This window comes from Sulfitobacter sp. 1A13368, assembly GCF_043557275.1.
GTDB classification, from domain to species: Bacteria; Pseudomonadota; Alphaproteobacteria; order Rhodobacterales; family Rhodobacteraceae; genus Sulfitobacter; species Sulfitobacter faviae.
The window spans coordinates 95,338-112,631 of sequence record NZ_JBIFFR010000005.1 but is presented as its reverse complement, the minus strand read 5'-3'; the positions used below and the strand labels follow the sequence as shown (position 1 = coordinate 112,631).

Here is a 17,294-nt window from a genome sequence, read left to right as displayed (position 1 = left end):
AAAGGGCAGGCCGCGAAAGGGCGCAACATGGCACAGACAGGCGGGCGCAAGCGCATCTGGGGATGGTATTTCTTTGACTGGGCCAGCCAGCCTTACAACACCCTGCTTCTGACTTTCATCTTCGGCCCCTACTTTGCTCAGACCGCGACCAATGCACTGGTCGAGGGCGGGATGGAGCTTGGCGCCGCCAAAGCCCAAGCGCAGGCATACTGGGGCTATGGTCTGGCATTGGCGGGCGTCGCGATTGCGGTGCTGGCGCCGATCTTGGGCGCGGTGGCGGATTCCTCGGGGCGGCGGATGCCTTGGATCAGGCTCTTCTCGGCCATGTATGTGGTCGGCGCGGGCGCGCTGTGGTGGACGGCCCCGGCGGATTTCTCTCTGCTTTGGGCGCTGTTCTTTTTCGGCATCGGCTTGGTCGGGATGGAGTTCGCAACGATCTTTACCAATGCCTACCTGCCCGAGCTGCACCCCGACGCGGATGAGCGGGGGCGCATTTCCGGCGATGGCTGGGCCTTTGGCTATGCGGGCGGGGTGCTGGCGCTGATCGCGATGATCGCTCTGTTTCAAAGCGGCGCGAATGGGCGCACCATGGCGGGGCTGACGCCGCTTTTCGGGCTGGACCCGGCGACAAAGGCCGACACCCGCATCGTCGGGCCGCTGACGGCCATCTGGTACGCGGTTTTTATGATCCCCTTCTTCCTCTATGTGCGCGACAGGCCGAAACCCGGCGCGGTGCGGTATCGCGTGGGCGCGGGTCTTGCGGATTTGGCGCGCACCCTGCGGGGCTTGCCAAAGCACCCGTCTCTGCTGGCCTATCTCGGCTCGTCGATGTTCTACCGCGACGCGCTGAACGGGATGTACACCTTTGGCGGGGTCTATGCGCTTGGGGTGCTGGATTGGTCGATCCAAGAGATCGGCATCTTCGGCATCCTCGCGGCCATCTCGGGCGCGGTGTTCTGCGTGCTGGGCGGGCGGATCGACCGGCGCATCGGCCCGATGCCGGTGATCGTGGCCTGTTGCGTCATCCTCATCGCCACCGCCTGCCTGATCATCTCTCTGGGGCCGAATTCCGTCATGGGCGTTTCTTTGCCCGAAGGCTCCGCCCTGTCCGATATCCTCTTCTACGTCGCCGGTGCCTCTATCGGCGCGGCGGGCGGGGCGCTCCAAGCGTCATCGCGTAACATGCTGACCCGGCAGGGAAACCCCGATCGGATGACCGAGGCGTTTGGCCTCTACGCCCTCTCGGGCAAGGCCACCTCCTTTCTCGCACCGGCACTGATTGCCCTGACCAGCGACCTCACCGGCAGCCAACGGCTGGGCATCACCCCCGTCGTGGGGCTTTTCATCGTCGGTTTGATCCTGTTAGCTTGGGTCAAACCCAAGGGAGATTTCGCCACATGAAGCTGCTTCGCACCCTCACCTCCGTGGCGCTGGCCTTTGCGCTTGCCTCTTGCGGGGGCGGCCGGACCGAGACCGACATCAGCGGTGAGAAGGTCGCCCTGCCGACCATCGGCTCTTCGGGCGGCGCATTGAGCACGGTCGAGGCCAAGCGGCTTTTCGGGGCCAAGAGCTTTGCCTCCGCGCAGTCTCCGGCGGCTTTCGGCAGCTATTCCAAAGGCTGCCTTGCCGGGGCCGAGCAATTGCCCGAGACAGGACCGACATGGCAGGCCATGCGCCTGTCGCGTAACCGCAACTGGGCCCATCCCGAGATGATCGACATGGTTAAAAAGCTCAGCCGCAAGGCCGCGCAGCAGCCCGGTTGGGAAGGCGTCTATGTCGGCGATATGAGCCAGCCGCGCGGCGGGCCGATGCTGACCGGTCACGCCAGCCACCAGATCGGGCTTGATGCCGACATCTGGATGCTGCCGCCGAAGTCCCTGAACCTCAGCCGGGCGCAGCGCGAGAACATCTCGTCGATCTCCATGCGCCGGGCGAGCGGGGCCTATGTGAATTCCTCTTGGACACCTGCGCATCACGAGGTGATCAAGGCCGCGGCCCAAGACCCCCGCACCGCGCGCATCTTTGTTTTCCCCGGCGCAAAAGTGCAGATGTGCGCCGATGAGAAAGGCGACCGCAGCTATCTGCGCAAAATCCGGCCTTGGTACGGGCATCACTACCATTTCCACATCCGCATCAGCTGCCCCAAGGGTGCGCGTGGCTGTGTGGATCAGGCCCCGCCCCCGCCCGGTGATGGCTGCGCCGATGCGCGGCAGTGGCAGGCCAATATCCTGAACCCGCCAAAGCCCGACCCGAGCGCACCCAAAACGAAACCCAAGCCCAAGCGCGACATCCTGCTTGCGGACCTGCCTGCCCAATGCAACGCCGTTTTGAACGCAAACTGATCCGCGCCTGCCTCCCGTTCTTCCTGCTCATCGCCTGCGTGGCCCCCGCCGCGCAGACAGGGCCGGTGGTGCAGGTGGACAGCGTGCTGACATGGCGCCATCCGGCGCCGTGGTTCGGCGGCTTTTCCGGGGTCGAGGTGAATGCCGATGGCACCCGCCTCACGGCGGTGTCGGACCGGGGCCGCGTCGTGCAAGCGCGCATGCTGCGCGAGGCGGGCCGTCTGGTGTCGCTTGAGATTGAGGAGGATGCGCCGCTCAAAGATGCCGATGGCAAGCCCCTGCGCGACAAGATGCGCGACGCCGAAGCGCTGGCGCGTGACGGCAGCGGGCGACTCTACGTCTCATTCGAACACGACCACCATGTCGCGCGGCTGTCGCCCGAGAGCGGCGTCACCACCCCGCTGCCCAGACATGACGACTTCGCCAAGTTCGAGCCGAACGCGGGGATGGAGACTTTGGCCGCCCACCCCGATGGGCGGCTCTTTGCGATCCCCGAAGGCGGCGGCCCGGCCTCGGGTGATTTCCCGCTCTATGCCTTTGACGGCAACAGTTGGTCGATCACCGCAGAGATCCCGCGCCGGGGGCCGTTCCTGCCGGTGGATGCCGATTTTGCCGAGGACGGCACCCTTTATCTGCTGGAGCGGACGATCACGCCGCTGGGGTTTCGCAGCCGCATCCGCAGCTTTAACCTCACCGCGCCTGCGCTTGGCGAAGAGACACTGCTGACCTCTGGCCCCGGTCAGTATGACAACCTCGAAGCGCTCAGCACGTGGCAGGATGCGGCGGGGCAAACCCGGCTGACCCTGCTGTCGGACGACAACTTCTTCGTCATGCAGCGCAATGAGGTGGTCGAGCTGATCCTTGCCAAACCGGGTTCCGAGGGCTAAAGTCGTCCGGTCTGCGATCCCCGCAGGCCAAGTCGCCGCACCCTTGCACAAAACGGTTCACATATGACACGCACCTATCTTCCCGGCATCCTTGCCATGGCCGCCATCGTCGTGGCCTCGAATATCCTTGTTCAGTTTCTCTTTGGCCAATGGCTGACCTGGGGGGCTTTCACCTATCCGCTGGCCTTCCTCGTCACCGATGTGATGAACCGTCTCTACGGTGCCTCCGCCGCGCGCCGGGTCGTGTTGGTGGGCTTTGTCGTGGGCCTGATCTGCTCGCTCATTGGGACGCAGATCATGGGCGAGTTCGGCCCGCTGGTGACGATCCGCATCGCCGTGGCTTCGGGCACCGCCTTCCTCGTGGCGCAGCTGTTGGACGTGACGATCTTTAACCGTTTCCGCGATGGCGCATGGTGGCGCGCGCCCTTGGTCAGCACCTTGATCAGCAGCGCGATCGACACAGCGCTGTTTTTCTCCATCGCCTTTTCGGCCGGCCTGTCGTTCATCCACCCCGCCACCGATGTCTCTTGGGCCGCTGAGACGCTGCCGCTTTTGGGCGCGGGCCCGCTCGCGCCGCTCTGGGTCTCGCTCGCCGTGGCGGATTGGTCGGTCAAACTGGCCATCGCGCTCATCGCGCTGATCCCCTTCCGGCTGCTGACCGCACGGCTGACCGCCCGCGCGTGATACCGGCGCAGGGGGCCACCCCCTGCCGCCGCGCCCCTCTAAAAAAACGCTTTGCGAATTTCAAAACCTGTGCAACGCTCAGGGTGAGTTCAACAAATGTAAAGGAGGTGATCCAGTGTCAAGAAAGGTATTGGAGCGAGGTGTCGGAACAGCCAGCGGGGTTTCCTGCTAGGGCAGCCCCTGGCAATGCAACCACCTGGTGGACGTCGGTCTAACCGATCCCCCTCCTGAAACCATTCGATTGGGCCGCTCCGTAAGGGGCGGCCCATTTCGCATTCCCCCTTCACCCTCACCGCGCGGGCTGGCATGTTGCGGGGCAAGGAGAGCCCATGCTGCACATCAACGATGACATCGCCATTCAGGATTGGGAGCTGACGGAAAGCTTCATGCGTGCCTCCGGCCCCGGCGGGCAGAATGTGAACAAGGTCTCCTCGGCGGTGGAATTGCGGTTCGAAGCCGCCACCTCGCCCTCCCTGCCGCAACCGGTGAAAAACCGCCTGCGCCGTCTGGCCGGGCGGCGCTGGACCACCGAAGGTGCGCTGGTGTTGCAATGTGACGAGACCCGCAGTCAGGCCCGCAACCGCGAGTTGGTGCGCGAGCGTCTGGCCGAGTTGATCCGCCGCGCCCTCACCCCGCCGAAACGCCGCATCGCCACCCGCCCGACGCTGGGGTCGAAAAAGCGCCGTCTCAAGGCCAAGAAGGTGCGCGGGGAGGTCAAAGCGATGCGGGGCAAGGTCGATCCCGACGGTTAAGGATCAGCCGCGCCGCAGCAGGTAGATGTCCATGATCCAGCCATGCGCCGCGCGGGCGGCGGCACGGGTGGCGATGATGTCTTCGGCAACCTCGGCCAGCGGGCCATGGCGGATGATCTCTTCGGCCATGCCGACATAGGCGCCCCACCAGATCGTCACGCCTTCCGCGTCCAACGCCTGAAAAGCGCAATCGCCATCGAGCATGATCACCAGCGTATCGACCCCCTCGGGCCAACCGTGGTCGCGCAGCTGCCGCCCGGTGGTCACCATGAAGGGCGCGCCAATTTCATTCAGCGGGATCGCATGAGACGCGGTCAACCCTTGCAGCGAGGTGATGCCGGGGATCACGGTCATACGAGGCGCAGGATCCAGCCGCGCGGCGATGCGCAGGGTGCTGTCATAAAGCGACGGGTCGCCCCAAACCAGCAGCGCCACCCGTCGCGCGGTCGGATGCTGCGCCATTGCCGCGCGCCACGCATCCGCAATCGCATCATGCCACTGGTCCACCCGGGCGCGGTAATCCTCAATCGCCGGGTCGCGCACGGGTAGATCGAAGCCGACGATCTGCACCGCCTTATTGGTCAGCACCTCGTCGCAAATGCTGCGCCGCAGCCCCGCCAGATCATCTTTGCCCGCCCCCTTTTGCGGGATCAGGATCAGGTCTTGCGCGTTCATCGCCCGGATCGCTTGCAGCGTCAGATGTTCTGGGTTGCCGGTGCCGATGCCGATCAAAGTGAGTTCAAACGCGCTCATCCCGGTATCCTCGCAATCGCTTTCAGCCGCAGCCCGCCCAGCACCCGCGCGTCGGGGAATTTCCCATCGGCGGAGGCGGCATAGAGCGTCACGAAACGGCGCAGATCATCCATGTCGGCTTCGGTGATCTCTCCAAACAGATAGGCCACCTTGCCCGGCGCACGAAAGGCCACCGTCTGCGCCCGCGTACAGCCCGACATACAGTCGATGCCCTCGACCTGCACCTCAGGCAATTCGGCGCGGACCACATCCAGAAAACCGCCATCGGCGGTGCAAGAAGTGCAAACGAAAGCCTTCACGCCTCGAACTCGGCCAAAGGCCCGTAGAAGATCAGCGCGGGCGTGGTGCTGCTGACGGTTTCTAGATAGCATGCCAATGTCTCAATGGTGAACCGTTGCACCTTCTCCGCCGGGGTCGAAACCGCCTCCGCCAAAAGCGCGGGCGTGGTGCCGGGCAGCCCGTGTTCGATCAAGCGCGCGGCGAGGCCGGCAAAAGTGCGTTTGCCCATATAGACCACCGTGGTCGCCATCGGATCGGCCAGAGCGGCCATGTTCACGTCGCGCGGCAATTCGCCCGTCACATCCGCGCCGGTGATGAATTGCACGCGCCGCGCCGTCATGCGGCGGGTCAGCGGGATGCCTGCGGTGGCGGCGGCGGCAGAGGCGGCGGTGACACCCGGCACGATCTCGAAAGGGATATCCGCCGCGCGCAGTGCGATGATTTCTTCCTCCAGCCGTCCGAACATGCCGCTGTCGCCGGATTTCAACCGCACGACCTTCAGCCCGGCTTGCGCATGATCGACCAGAACGCGGCTCACATGGTCTTGCTTGGGCGAGGCGCGCCCGGCCCGTTTGCCGACGCCGATCAGGTCCGCATCAGGCCGCGCGTGCTCCAAAATCGGGCCTGCGCTGAGGTCATCGAAGAGCACGACATCCGCCGCCTGCAACCGTGCCACGGCCTTGACGGTCAAGAGCTCCGGATCGCCGGGGCCGGAGGAGACGAAGGAAACAAAGCCCCCCATCACAGCGCCGCGATCATGTGAAAGAAGGTGCCCGTGGCACGCCCGCCCCCCGCGAAATCGCGGACCGAGCCGGTCTCGGGCACTTCAAAGTCATTGGCATCGGTGATCCGCGCCAGCGGGGCGTCCGGCTCGGCAAGGATCGTGGCATAGTGGAACTCATGCCCACGCAATTCGGCCCGTGCGGAATGGCCGGGGATCGGCGCGTTGAGGTCGGCCTGACGGTAGCCCAGATGCATCTTGCGCTTGGCGAAAGAGGTCTCGAGCCCCAAAAGCCCCGCCATCTCATGCCGGGTGCCCTCCTTGTCGATGAGACCCGCGCCCATCGCCATATAGCCCCCGCATTCGCCGTGCACGGGGCGGGTCTCGGCAAAGGCGCGCAGCCCGTCGCGGAATTGCGCGGCGGCGGCGAGCCTGCCGGCGTGAAGTTCCGGGTAGCCGCCCGGCAGCCAGCAGCAGTCGGCACTGTCGTCCGGCGCTTCATTGGCGAGCGGGGAGAAGGGCAAAACCTCTGCCCCCGCCGCGCGCCATCCGGCCAAGAGATGCGGATAGACAAAGGCGAAAGCGTTGTCCTGCGCCAGCGCGATGCGCTGCCCGGGCGGGGTGATCTGCGCCGGAGCGGGCGGGTTCTGCAACGTGCCCCGCGCGGCGGCCCGCAGGGCGGTGACATCAACATGGGCCGCGACGAATGCCGCCGCCTGCCCCAACAGATCGGGCAGGTTTTCCTGCTCTCCGGCCTGCACCAGCCCGAGGTGACGCTCGGGCATTTCGATTTCCACCCGGCGCGGCAGCGCGCCGAAGACTTTGATCCCGACAGCCTCCATCCCCGCGCGCACCAGCGTCTCATGCCGGGGCGAGGCGACGCGGTTCAACACCACGCCCGCCAGTTCCACATCGGGCCGCATCTCGCGAAAGCCAAGCGCCGTGGCCGCCACCGATTGCGCCGCCCCCGATACGTCGAGCACCAGCACCACCGGCCAGCCCATCAGCGCCGCGACATCGGCGCTCGCGCCATTGCCACAGGCGCCCGGCTTGGCCACACCGTCAAACAGCCCCATCGACCCCTCGCCGAGGATCAATTCGGCCCCATCGGCATTGCCGACCAGCCCTTCGATCCGCGCGCGGTCCATCGACCAACTGTCGAGGTTGAAAGACGCCCGGCCCGAGGCCGCCGTGTGAAAGGCAGGGTCGATGTAATCAGGGCCGCTTTTGAACGGCTGTACCGCGACACCTTCCGCGCGCAGCGCGGCCAACAGCCCCAGCATCAAGGTCGTCTTGCCCGTGCCGGAAGCGGGGGCGGAAATAAGCAGGCCGGACGGGATCATGAGGAGGTCTCCGGAAAGCGCGGCTCGGCCCCGACGGGGCGGAAGCGGCGGTCATAATCGGCGGCGTAGAGGCGGCTTTCACCGAAATCTTCGGCCCCGATGGCATGGCCCACGAGGATCAGCGCGGTGCGGGCCATTTCCTCGCCCACTTCGGTGCGCAGGGTCGCAAGCGTCGCTTTGACGATGCGCTGATCGGGCCAGCTTGCACGCCAGACCACGGCGACGGGGCAATCGGCACCGTAATGCGGGGTCAGTTCTTCGACGACTTTATCCAGCACATGCACCGACAGGTGGATGGCCAGCGTCGCTCCGGTGCGGGCAAAATTGGCCAGCGTCTCGCCTACGGGCATCGCCGTGGCGCGGCCCGAGGTGCGGGTCAGGATCACCGATTGCGCCACGTCCGGCAGGGTCAGCTCGGCCCCCAGTTCCGCCGCGGCGGCGGCAAAGGACGGCACCCCGGGCGTCACGTCATAGGCGATGCCCATCTCGCGCAGGCGGCGCAATTGTTCGCCCATCGCCGACCAAACCGACAGGTCGCCCGAATGCAGCCGCGCCACGTCATGGCCCGCGGCATCGGCGGCGGCGATTTCCTCCATGATGTCATCCAACGACAGCCGTGCGGTATTGACGATCCGCGCCCCTTCGGGGCAGTGGCTCAGCAACGCCTCGGGCACCAGCGACCCGGCATAGAGGCAGACCGGGCAGGCCGCGATCAGGTCGCGTCCGCGCAGGGTGATGAGATCCGCCGCCCCTGGCCCGGCCCCGATGAAATGTACAGTCACGGTATCTATCCTTTCCTCTCGGCAATCGCCGCGGTGGCCATGGCATCGCCCGAAACGACGCGTTCGGCAACCAATACCGCCCCCGGCCCGGCGGCGGCCAATGCGGCGGCCTCGGACAGGGAGCCGGTGCCGAAACGGTCTTCGATCCGGGCCGATTGCGTGGGGGTTATCATGCGGGCCAAGTCTTCGGTGGTGATGCCGAGCCCCGGCACGCCCAACTCTTGCGCGAATTCGCGGAAGACGGTGGCGCGGGCCTTGGCGGCTTCGGTCACCAGCGCGTCGATCTTGGTGCCATCGGGGTTGGCCCGCGCCAGCGCGTCGCGCAGTGAGGCGACATTTGCCGCGCCCCGAAATCCGATCCCGGCCATCCTCATAAAGTCACGCTCCATTGTACCACGGGCCGTAGCGGCTGCCAGCCGCGCATCCGGCCCAAAGGCGCTGCCTGTGCCAGTTCGATCCGCAACAGGCTGCCGCCATGCTCCGCTTGCAACTGCGCCAAAAGCGCCTCGGTTTCCAGCGTCACACCGTTGGCGACCAGCCGCGTGCCCGCTGGTAGCGCAGGCAGGAGGGCATCGTAAAGCGCCGCGTTCCCGCCGCCGCCGACAAAGACCACATCCGGCAAAGGCTGCCCCGCCCAGCCCTCTGGCGCGCGGCCATGAATTGTTTGCATACGCGCGTTCAGGCCGAAATCTGCGATGTTACGGGTGATATTCTCGACCCGCGCGGCGTGCTGCTCAAAGGCGATGGCGCGCCCACCGGCAAGACAGAACTCGACCGATACCGAGCCGCTGCCCGCGCCGATGTCCCACAGCAACTCGCCGGGCCGGGGGGCAAGGGCCGACAGCGTCAGCGCCCGCACCGGCGCCTTGGTGATTTGGCCGTCGCTGGCAAAATGGTCATCCGACAGGCCGGGGGTGCGCGGCAGGCCGATGCCCTTGGGCAATTCCACCCCGACCGCCACCAGCGCTTGCACATCCGTCAGATCGAAGCCATCAGCCCGCACCTCTCGCACCCGCGCATCGGGGCCGCCCAGCCGTTCGGCCACATGCAGCGTGGCCGCGCCTGCGCCTTGTTTGCAGAGAAACTCCGCCAGCGCCGCAGGGGCCTCCCCATCGCGTAGCAGGCAGAGCATCCGCCCTTTGGGACGCAGGGCCCCGCGCAACTGCGCCAGCGGTGCGGCGTGAAGCCCATGGCAGGTAACCTCCTCCAACCGCCAGCCTAGCGCATTGGCCACCAGCGAAAAGGTCGAGGGCGCGGGCAGGCTGTGCCATTCGTCGGGCTGCAACGCGCCGACGATGCTGCCGCCCGCGCCGAACCAGAAGGGATCGCCCGACACCAGCATCACCACGCGCTTGCCGCGCTCGGCCAACACCGGCTCGACCGAGAAAGGCACCGGCCAAGCCCGCCCGCGCGCGCCTGCGCCTGCCCGCTCCAGATGACGCGGCCCGCCAAAGATCACCTCGGCCTTTGCCAGCGCCGCGCGGCTTGCCGGGGGCAAGGCATCCGCGCTATCGTCGGGCATTCCGATGATGCTGAGCCAAGGGTCACCCATTATGCGCGTCCTTCTTTTGGGTGGCACCACCGAAGCCAGCGCCTTGGCCCGCGCCTTGGCCAAAGCCGAGATCGACGCGGTGTTTTCCTATGCCGGGCGCACCGACAGCCCTGTGGCCCAGCCCCTGCCCACCCGCATCGGCGGCTTTGGCGGCGTGGCGGGGCTGGTGGCCTATCTGGAAGCCGAAGCGATCACCCATGTTGTCGACGCCACCCATCCCTTCGCCGCGGGGATGAGCAATAATGCCTTCGTCGCCTGCGCCCGGCAAGACCTGCCGCTGGTGCGGTTCGAGCGCCCCGCGTGGGAGCCGCTGGAGGGGGACGACTGGACCTTCGTGCCCGACCTCACCGCGCTGCCCGCCGCCCTGCCCGACAGCCCGGCGCGGGTGTTTCTGGCCATCGGCAAGCAGCAGCTGGCGCTTTTCGCCGCGAAACCGCAGCACCGCTACCTCCTGCGCCTCGTCGATCCGCCACGCGACCCGCTGCCGCTGCCGCAGGCGACGGTCGTGCTGGCCCGCGGGCCTTTCGATGTGGCGGGCGATACCGCGCTGATGCAGACCCATGCGATCACCCATGTCGTCGCCAAGAACGCCGGAGGCGCTGGCGCGCGGGCCAAGCTGGATGCCGCCCGCAGCCTTGGCCTGCCGGTGATCTTGGCCGAGCGGCCGAAACTGCCGGGCGAGGTGGCCGCCAATGATGTGACCGAAGTGATGCATTGGCTACATCATACCGCGCTGCGCGGCGTATAGACATAGCGCCCGACCCGCCGCGTCGCGGAATTGCCGACGATCACCACGGTGCGCATATCCGCCATCTCAGGCGTCGCCTCGCCCAATGTGACGGTGTTGAACGCCTCTTCCGGCGTGGTCACGGCGCGGGCGAAGGTGATCAGCCGGTCCGGCCCGCATTCGGCGCGCAGAATGTCCAACGCCTCGGCGAATTGGTGCGGGCGGGATTTGCTGCGGGGGTTGTAGAAGGCCATGGCGAAATCCGCCCGGGCCGCCATCCGCAAACGGTGCTCCACCATCGCCCATGGCTTGAGGTTGTCGCTGAGGTTGATCGCGCAGAAATCATGGCCCAAGGGCGCCCCGAGCCGCGCCGCCGCCGCCAGCATCGCCGTGATGCCGGGCAGCACGCGGACGTCGACGCTTTCAAACGCCGGTTCCCGCTCCACCGTCTCGAACACGGCTGAGGCCATGGCAAAGACACCCGGATCGCCCGAAGACACCACCACCACCCGCGCGCCCGCCTGCGCCAGTTGCAGGGCATGGGTCGCGCGGTCCAACTCCACCCGGTTGTCGCTGGGGTGCAGGGTCAGCCCGTCGCGCGGGGCAACGCGGGCGACGTAAGGGATATAGCCGATAACGTCAGTGGCCTGCGCCAAGGCCTCGGTCACCTCGGGCGTGACAAGCGCGTCGTCGCCGGGGCCGAGGCCCGCGATATGAAGGATGCCGCTCATGTCTCCGCCTCCGGTCTGCGGCCTTGACCATGGACCAAGACGATCGCGAAATAGGGGCAGTCGTCATCCGCCACGTCAGAAAGCCTCGCCACCCGCTGGTCGGGCATGGTGCCGCGTTCGACCAGCCAAGCGTCCTCCAACTTGCCCGCCGCCGCCAGTGCGCGGCGCACGCTGGGCAGGTTGCGGCCCGTCTTCATCACCACCAGCGCATCGGCGCGTTTCATGTGGTCAGTCAACTCGGCCTCGGGCAGCGTGCCCATCAAAACGGTCACTACGTCATCGCCCCAAGTGAAGGGGGTATCCAGCGCGTTCCAACAGCCCACCATGCCGGGGATCGCGGGCAGCACCTCAACCTCGGCGCGGCCCTGAAGCCGCGTGTGCAGATGCATGAAGGAGCCGTAGAAGAAGGGATCACCCTCGCAGAGCACGACGACCTCATGATCCTGGGCCAAGGCTTCTAGCCGGTCGGCCCATTCCTCGTAAAAGGCGACCATCTGGGCGCGATACTCGGGCGAATCAAAGCGCAACTCGGTGGTGACGGGATATTCCATCGCATATTCGATGACGTCGTCGCGCAGCATCCCCTCAACGATCCGGCGTGCTTGTCCGGCACGACCTTTCTTGCGAAAATAGGCCAGATGCCGCGCGCCGCGAATGGCACGGTCGGATTTCACGCTCATCAGTTCGGGGTCGCCGGGGCCAAGGCCCGCGCAGATAATCTTGCCCATTGTCATTCCACCCTGCTGGCCAAGGCGTTGACCGCCGCCACGGTGATCGCCGAGCCGCCCAAACGCCCCTGCACAATCATCGAGGGCACCGGCAGGTCCTGCATCAAAGCCTCTTTCGATTCCGCCGCGCCGATAAAGCCCACCGGGCAGCCGATGATCGCCGCCGGGCGCGGGCAATCGGGGTCTTCGAGCATGTTGAGCAGGTGAAACAGCGCCGTGGGCGCATTGCCGATGGCCACCACGGCGCCTTGCAGATGGGGCCGCCACAGTTCCAGCGCGGCGGCGGAGCGGGTGTTGCTCATCTTCGCGGCCAGTGCTGGCACCGAAGGGTCGCGCAGGGTGCAGATCACCTCATTCTCGCGCGGCAGGCGTTTGCGGGTGATGCCTTCGCTGACCATATAGGCGTCGCAGAGGATCGGCGCGCCGTCCTCCAGTGCCGCCCGCGCGGCCACGGCCATGCCTTCGGAAAAGCGGATGTGCTCCTCCAGCCCGACCATGCCCGCGGCGTGGATCATGCGCACGGCGACGATCTCTTCTTCCGGGGTGAAACGCGCCAGCGCCGCTTCGGCGCGGATGGTGGCGAAGGACTGACGGTAAATCTCGGCACCGTCGGTGATATAGCTATGGGGCATCGGCGGACTTTCTAAGGTGAGAGGCGATGGCGGCGGGGGTCAGCCCGCGCAAATGAGGGGGCGCATCGGCGTGGCCGTCGCGGATAAGGTCATACTCCCCCGGCGCGGTGGCGGTCAGGGTGAGGTCGGTAGCGCGCGGCGCGGCGCAGCCCTTGGCGCAGCCGGAGACATGCAGGCGTTGCCCCTTCGGCACCACGGCGGCAAGGTGCCGGGCCAGCCCGCGCGTCTCGCCCCGGCCCTGTGCGCAGCCCGGCGCGCCGATACAGGCAACGACGCGCAACAGCGGGTCATCGGCGGCGGTGATGAGACCGGCCAGATCAGGCAGGCGCGGGGCACCTTCGATCAGCAGCCGCCGCCACGGGGTCAGGCGCAGCGGGCCAAGCTCGGCGAGCGCGGCAAGCGTTTCGGCCTCCATCTGCCCGAAAGCACAGGCGACAAGCGCCCCGGCTGGGTAGAGGCCGGGGGCGGGTGTGCCCTGCCCTGTCTGACGCGGACAGTCAAAACCGGCGGGAAGCGGCGCCCCCGTGGCCGTGGCGCGTGCGGCGCGGGTCACCCCCTGCGCGCGCACCCATTCGGCCAGCGCGATGGCTTCGGTCACCGCAGTCGCACGGGTCACGGGCTTGCCCCGCGTTGCCCCTTCAATGCAGAGCAGCAGTTGACCCTCCGCCGAACGCTCGAACCGGATGTCGGCGGGATCGGCCTGCAACACCGGCTGCGGCCCCGCATCGACCGCATAGCCAAATTTGGCGGAGACATCCGGCAGCGCATGGGACTGCGCGGCGGCAGAGAGGGCTTGGCAAAGGAAATCCGTATCATCGCCCGCCTGCCAAAAGGGGCTGACCATGATGTTGCGCCGTCGCTCCGTCCGCTCATCCGCGTCGATCAGCGCCAGCGCGCGCAGCGCGTCGATCAGACCTTCGTGCCGCGCGGGATCGACGCCGCGCAGTTGCAGATTGCCCCGGTTCGACAGGTCAAGCATGCCGTTGCCATAGCGCGTGGCCAGCCCCGCCACGCCGCGGGCTTGGGCCGGGGTCAAGCGTCCCTGCGGCACCCGCAGACGCACCACCAGCCCATCGCCCGAGAGCATCGGACGCAGCGCACCGGGGCACCAGCCCTTGATCGCCGGAGCCGCGCTCACGTCACCCCGTCCAATGTGGCCGAGATCGAGTTGCGGCGGGTCAGCCAGAGGCCGGACTCGCGCAGCGCCGCAAAACGGTCGCGCATGGCCTGCAAGGCCGCGGGGTTCTCGGCCTCCATAAAGGCGACCAGATCATCGCGCCCGAGCGTGGCGTCGAAGTAGAGGTCGAAGAGATGCGCAGGCACCTCGCGCGTCAGATGCGCAAAGGCAGCAAGGTTGTCGAGCGTCGCCGCCACCTCTGCCGCGCCGCGGAAACCGTGGCGCATCATGCCGCTGGCCCAATTGGGATTGGCCGCACGGGCGCGCACGACGCGGGCTATTTCCTCGGGCATGGAGCGTGCGCGGGGGCTGCCAGCGCGGGTGTGATCGAGGTGGTACATCGCCGGTTTCTGCGCGCCCAGATGCGCCATCGCGGCGGCAAAGCCGCCTTCGTGGCTGGCATAGTCCGAGGCCAGCAGGATATCGCTTTCGGCCAAGTCCTGCACATGAGCAAAGCCATCGGCGCGCTGCAACTGCGCCTCCAGCGCGGCGCGGTCCTGATGCGCCTCGCCTTGGGCGTTGATCGCCCATTCCGACCCCGCCAGCCACGCCTCTCCCGCCGCGGCGCGACCGGCGTCGGAATAGTCTTGCAAGGCCGCTTCCATATTCACACCATAAAGGCCCGGCTTGGGGCCAAAGACACGGGGGGTGCGGGTGAGATAGGGGTTCATATCCGGCGCTTCTTCGCGTTCGGCCAATGCCGCCGCCCCGGCTTCGAAAAGCTGTGCAAGACCGGGAAAGACATCGCGGAACAGGCCCGAGATGCGCAGGGTCACGTCGATGCGCGGACGGTCCAGCAGGGTCAGCGGGATCACTTCAAAGCCCGAAACCCGCTCACTGCCCTCATCCCATTTCGGCGCGATCCCGGCGAGATGCATCGCCATGGCGACCTCTTCGCCCGCCGTGCGCATGGTGGCCGAGCCCCAAAGGTCGATCACCAGCCCGCGCGGCCAGTCGCCATTGTCTTGCAGATGCCGTCTGAGCAGTTCCTCGGCCAGTTTCACCCCCTGCGCATGGGCGGCCCGGCTGGGCACCCCGCGCGGATCGACGGCATAGAGGTTGCGCCCCGTCGGGAGCACATCAGACCGCCCGCGATAGGGTGAGCCGGAAGGCCCGGAGGTGACGCGCCGCCCCGCCAGTGCGGTCAGCAGCCCGTCCCATTCGCCCGCCCCCGCGCCGAAGACGTGCAGACCATCGCCGTATTGGCTTTCCTTGATGTCGCAGACGAAGGCGTCGATCCGGGTCAGGGCCTCGGCCGAGGAACTGGCGGCGTCGAGGCCGAGGTCATCTTCCACCCCCGCCGCCTGCGCCTCGGCGCGGATCGTGTCGACCAGCCGGTCGCGGCGCGCGGGGTCGAGCCCGTCGGCGGTGGAATATTCATCCAGCAGCCGTTCCAACCGCAATAGCCCCTCGGGCGTTTCGCTGTCTTTCAACGGGGGCGGCAGATGGCCTAGCGTCACCGCCCCGATACGCCGCTTGGCCTGCGCCGCTTCGCCGGGATCGTTGACGATAAACGGATAGATCACCGGCAGATCGCCGGTCAGCGCCTCGGGCCAGCAGTCGTCCGACAGAGCCACGGCCTTGCCCGGCAGCCACTCCAGCGTGCCATGCGCGCCGATATGCACCAGCGCGTGATTCCCCTGCGCGCGCAGCCAAAGGTAGAAGGCCACATAGGAATGGCGCGGCGTGCGGGCGAGGTCGTGATAGCTGTCTTCGCGGTCTTGCAGATCGCCGCGTTCGGGTTGTAGCGCGACCAACGCATTGCCGCAGGTTTGCGCGGCGAAGTGGAACGCGCCGTCTTGAACCAGCGGATCATCCTCAACCGTGCCCCATGCATCGCTGAGGTCATCGCGCAGCGCCTGTGGCAGGGTGGCCAAGGCGGCATTGTAATCCGCCAGCGGCCACGAAATGCGCTGTTCGGTAAGGCTCCGGCCAAAACCGATCTGCGGCGTGACGCTATAGCCCTCGCCCGCCAGCCGCATCAGCATGTCTTCGACGCTGGCCAGCGCATCAAGGCCGACCGCATGGGCCAGTTGATCGTCCCGCCCCGGATAGGTCGAGAGCACCAGTGCCAGCTTGCGTGTGGCCGCCGGGGTCTGCGCCAGCCGATGCCAGCCCAGCACACGGGCGACGACAGCCTCGATCCGCGCCTCTTCGGCGCGGTGGGCAAAGCGGGAATATTGCAGATCGGGGTCGCGCTTTCCGGGGCTCTTGAAGCTGACGACGCCACCGAAGATGCGGCCATCGACCTCGGGCAAGACCACATGCATCGCCAGATCGGCGGGGGAAAGGCCGCGCTCGCTCTCGTCCCAATCGCGCCGCCGGGCGATGGAGAGGGCCACTTGGAACACCGGGCAGCCCGGCGCGTCGAGTGGGGAGGTGCCGTCATCCCCGCGCCCCGAAAAGGCGGTGGCGTTGACGATGGCCACGGGTTTCATCGCCGCCAAGGCATCGTCCAGAAAGCCCCGCGCGGGATCGGATTTGAGCGAGGGTACAAAAAGCCCGATGGCGTTCAGCCCCGCCGCCCGCAACGCCCGGATCAGCGCATCGACGGGCGCGGTATCGGCGGCCAGAAGATAGCTGCGGTAGAAGGTGACCCCGACGGTATCCCCTGCCACGTCGGCAAAAGGCACCACGCCCTGATCGGGGTCGTAATAGCCGCAATCAGGCACCGTTTTCGCGCCCATCACCGGCCCGGCATAGAACCCCGCCGCCAGTGCCATCTGTGCCAGTGCGGCCTGCGCCGCCACCGGGCCGCCCGCGTCGCAGAGATGCGCAAGACGGCGCAGCGTGGAAACCGGCAAAGTCGAATGCGCGTCGAGCCCCGGATCCTCGCGCCCATCGGCGGGCAAGACGGCCAGCGCGATATCATGGCGGCGGGCGAAGTCTTGGACCTGCATGATGCCGTAGGGCCAGTAATTCTCCCCCCCGATGAGGCGGATCAGAATGCCCTTGGCCCCGGTCAGCGTCTGTTCGATATAGTTGTCGACCGAGGCCGGGTGCCGCAGCGCCACGAGGTTGCACAGCCGCAGCGAGGGCAGCTTGCCCTCCTTGCCGCCACCGCGATGCCAGCCTGCCGCGAAAGCGCCGAGGTCACTGTCGGAAAACGACAGCACCACCAGATCGGCGGGGGTTTGCCCCGGATCATAGGGGGTGTCGGTATCCTCCAACCCGTGGCTTTCGCGAAAGACGACATGCATGGGC

The 17,294-nt window shown here is 67.0% G+C and carries 18 protein-coding genes; 6 read left to right on the top strand and 12 right to left on the bottom strand.

Annotated features, from left to right (window positions below; genetic code table 11):
- Nucleotides 1–27: 27 nt before the first annotated feature.
- The 5 genes from ACGYK4_RS11680 (at nt 28) to arfB (ending at nt 4,665) form a co-directional block, all read left to right on the top strand.
- Nucleotides 28–1,401 (top strand): MFS transporter, encoded by a 1,374-nt coding sequence (locus ACGYK4_RS11680; protein WP_394429620.1) that lies wholly within the window; start codon nt 28–30, stop codon nt 1,399–1,401.
- Nucleotides 1,398–2,342, top strand: a complete 945-nt coding sequence (gene mepA, locus ACGYK4_RS11675) for a penicillin-insensitive murein endopeptidase (RefSeq protein WP_394429622.1) — start codon at nt 1,398–1,400, stop codon at nt 2,340–2,342. The genes ACGYK4_RS11680 and mepA overlap by 4 nt, the downstream gene beginning before the upstream one ends.
- A complete protein-coding gene (locus ACGYK4_RS11670; protein ID WP_394456642.1) occupies nt 2,315–3,229 on the top strand; it encodes an esterase-like activity of phytase family protein in 915 nt (304 codons plus the stop codon). The genes mepA and ACGYK4_RS11670 overlap by 28 nt, the downstream gene beginning before the upstream one ends.
- Before the next feature lie 63 nt (nt 3,230–3,292).
- Nucleotides 3,293–3,913 (top strand): queuosine precursor transporter, encoded by a 621-nt coding sequence (locus ACGYK4_RS11665; RefSeq protein ID WP_394429626.1) that lies wholly within the window; start codon nt 3,293–3,295, stop codon nt 3,911–3,913.
- Between the two features lie 329 nt (nt 3,914–4,242).
- Nucleotides 4,243–4,665: an alternative ribosome rescue aminoacyl-tRNA hydrolase ArfB gene (gene arfB / locus ACGYK4_RS11660; protein ID WP_067267837.1), complete on the top strand. Its 423-nt coding sequence runs from the start codon at nt 4,243–4,245 to the stop codon at nt 4,663–4,665.
- Nucleotides 4,666–4,668: 3 nt separating this feature from the next.
- Here arfB and cobF read toward each other — a convergent pair whose 3' ends face one another.
- The 7 genes from cobF to cbiT are packed head-to-tail and all read right to left on the bottom strand — an operon-like array spanning nt 4,669 to nt 10,095.
- Complete coding sequence (cobF, locus tag ACGYK4_RS11655; protein WP_394429628.1) at nt 4,669–5,418, bottom strand: precorrin-6A synthase (deacetylating); 750 nt, start codon at nt 5,416–5,418, stop codon at nt 4,669–4,671.
- Complete coding sequence (locus tag ACGYK4_RS11650) at nt 5,415–5,717, bottom strand: DUF1636 family protein (protein ID WP_394429630.1); 303 nt, start codon at nt 5,715–5,717, stop codon at nt 5,415–5,417. The genes cobF and ACGYK4_RS11650 overlap by 4 nt, the downstream gene beginning before the upstream one ends.
- Nucleotides 5,714–6,439 carry a uroporphyrinogen-III C-methyltransferase gene (gene cobA / locus ACGYK4_RS11645; protein WP_394429632.1) on the bottom strand — a complete coding sequence of 242 codons (726 nt, stop codon included), beginning with the start codon at nt 6,437–6,439 and terminating at the stop codon, nt 5,714–5,716. The genes ACGYK4_RS11650 and cobA overlap by 4 nt, the downstream gene beginning before the upstream one ends.
- On the bottom strand, nt 6,439–7,761 hold the full coding sequence (locus tag ACGYK4_RS11640; RefSeq protein ID WP_394456639.1) for a cobyrinate a,c-diamide synthase: 1,323 nt from the start codon (nt 7,759–7,761) through the stop codon (nt 6,439–6,441). The genes cobA and ACGYK4_RS11640 overlap by 1 nt, the downstream gene beginning before the upstream one ends.
- Complete coding sequence (gene cobM, locus ACGYK4_RS11635) at nt 7,758–8,543, bottom strand: precorrin-4 C(11)-methyltransferase (RefSeq protein WP_394456637.1); 786 nt, start codon at nt 8,541–8,543, stop codon at nt 7,758–7,760. Before cobM ends, ACGYK4_RS11640 begins: the two co-directional genes overlap by 4 nt.
- Nucleotides 8,544–8,548: 5 nt before the next feature.
- Nucleotides 8,549–8,917, bottom strand: coding sequence for a cobalamin biosynthesis protein (locus ACGYK4_RS11630; RefSeq protein ID WP_394456635.1), 369 nt, complete (start codon nt 8,915–8,917; stop codon nt 8,549–8,551).
- Complete coding sequence (gene cbiT, locus ACGYK4_RS11625; protein ID WP_394456633.1) at nt 8,914–10,095, bottom strand: precorrin-6Y C5,15-methyltransferase (decarboxylating) subunit CbiT; 1,182 nt, start codon at nt 10,093–10,095, stop codon at nt 8,914–8,916. Before cbiT ends, ACGYK4_RS11630 begins: the two co-directional genes overlap by 4 nt.
- Here cbiT and ACGYK4_RS11620 point away from each other — a divergent pair.
- On the top strand, nt 10,094–10,843 hold the full coding sequence (locus ACGYK4_RS11620; protein WP_394456828.1) for a cobalt-precorrin-6A reductase: 750 nt from the start codon (nt 10,094–10,096) through the stop codon (nt 10,841–10,843). The genes cbiT and ACGYK4_RS11620 overlap by 2 nt on opposite strands.
- Here the strand turns inward: ACGYK4_RS11620 and cobJ are convergent.
- The 5 genes from cobJ to cobN are packed head-to-tail and all read right to left on the bottom strand — an operon-like array spanning nt 10,819 to nt 17,290.
- The gene (cobJ, locus tag ACGYK4_RS11615) at nt 10,819–11,553 is read right to left on the bottom strand and encodes a precorrin-3B C(17)-methyltransferase (RefSeq protein ID WP_394456631.1); all 735 of its coding nucleotides are present in this window, start codon (nt 11,551–11,553) and stop codon (nt 10,819–10,821) included. The genes ACGYK4_RS11620 and cobJ overlap by 25 nt on opposite strands.
- Nucleotides 11,550–12,281, bottom strand: a complete 732-nt coding sequence (gene cobI, locus ACGYK4_RS11610; protein WP_394429642.1) for a precorrin-2 C(20)-methyltransferase — start codon at nt 12,279–12,281, stop codon at nt 11,550–11,552. The genes cobJ and cobI overlap by 4 nt, the downstream gene beginning before the upstream one ends.
- Before the next feature lie 2 nt (nt 12,282–12,283).
- Complete coding sequence (locus tag ACGYK4_RS11605; RefSeq protein WP_067265689.1) at nt 12,284–12,913, bottom strand: precorrin-8X methylmutase; 630 nt, start codon at nt 12,911–12,913, stop codon at nt 12,284–12,286.
- Nucleotides 12,903–14,051, bottom strand: coding sequence for a precorrin-3B synthase (gene cobG / locus ACGYK4_RS11600; RefSeq protein ID WP_394429644.1), 1,149 nt, complete (start codon nt 14,049–14,051; stop codon nt 12,903–12,905). Before cobG ends, ACGYK4_RS11605 begins: the two co-directional genes overlap by 11 nt.
- Nucleotides 14,048–17,290 carry a cobaltochelatase subunit CobN gene (cobN, locus tag ACGYK4_RS11595; RefSeq protein WP_394456629.1) on the bottom strand — a complete coding sequence of 1,081 codons (3,243 nt, stop codon included), beginning with the start codon at nt 17,288–17,290 and terminating at the stop codon, nt 14,048–14,050. Before cobN ends, cobG begins: the two co-directional genes overlap by 4 nt.
- Between the last annotated feature and the right edge of the window lie 4 nt (nt 17,291–17,294).

Excerpts from the sequence above, each read along its gene's own strand:
- ACGYK4_RS11680 (WP_394429620.1), top strand. The coding sequence starts at position 28 with ATGGCACAGACAGGCGGGCGCAAGCGCATCTGGGGATGGTATTTCTTT.
- mepA (WP_394429622.1), top strand. The coding sequence starts at position 1,398 with ATGAAGCTGCTTCGCACCCTCACCTCCGTGGCGCTGGCCTTTGCGCTT.
- ACGYK4_RS11670 (WP_394456642.1), top strand. The coding sequence starts at position 2,315 with ATGCAACGCCGTTTTGAACGCAAACTGATCCGCGCCTGCCTCCCGTTC.
- ACGYK4_RS11665 (WP_394429626.1), top strand. The coding sequence starts at position 3,293 with ATGACACGCACCTATCTTCCCGGCATCCTTGCCATGGCCGCCATCGTC.
- arfB (WP_067267837.1), top strand. The coding sequence starts at position 4,243 with ATGCTGCACATCAACGATGACATCGCCATTCAGGATTGGGAGCTGACG.
- cobF (WP_394429628.1), bottom strand. The coding sequence starts at position 5,418 with ATGAGCGCGTTTGAACTCACTTTGATCGGCATCGGCACCGGCAACCCA.
- cobA (WP_394429632.1), bottom strand. The coding sequence starts at position 6,439 with ATGGGGGGCTTTGTTTCCTTCGTCTCCTCCGGCCCCGGCGATCCGGAG.
- ACGYK4_RS11640 (WP_394456639.1), bottom strand. The coding sequence starts at position 7,761 with ATGATCCCGTCCGGCCTGCTTATTTCCGCCCCCGCTTCCGGCACGGGC.
- ACGYK4_RS11630 (WP_394456635.1), bottom strand. The coding sequence starts at position 8,917 with ATGAGGATGGCCGGGATCGGATTTCGGGGCGCGGCAAATGTCGCCTCA.
- cbiT (WP_394456633.1), bottom strand. The coding sequence starts at position 10,095 with ATGGGTGACCCTTGGCTCAGCATCATCGGAATGCCCGACGATAGCGCG.
- cobJ (WP_394456631.1), bottom strand. The coding sequence starts at position 11,553 with ATGAGCGGCATCCTTCATATCGCGGGCCTCGGCCCCGGCGACGACGCG.
- cobI (WP_394429642.1), bottom strand. The coding sequence starts at position 12,281 with ATGGGCAAGATTATCTGCGCGGGCCTTGGCCCCGGCGACCCCGAACTG.
- ACGYK4_RS11605 (WP_067265689.1), bottom strand. The coding sequence starts at position 12,913 with ATGCCCCATAGCTATATCACCGACGGTGCCGAGATTTACCGTCAGTCC.
- cobN (WP_394456629.1), bottom strand. The coding sequence starts at position 17,290 with ATGCATGTCGTCTTTCGCGAAAGCCACGGGTTGGAGGATACCGACACC.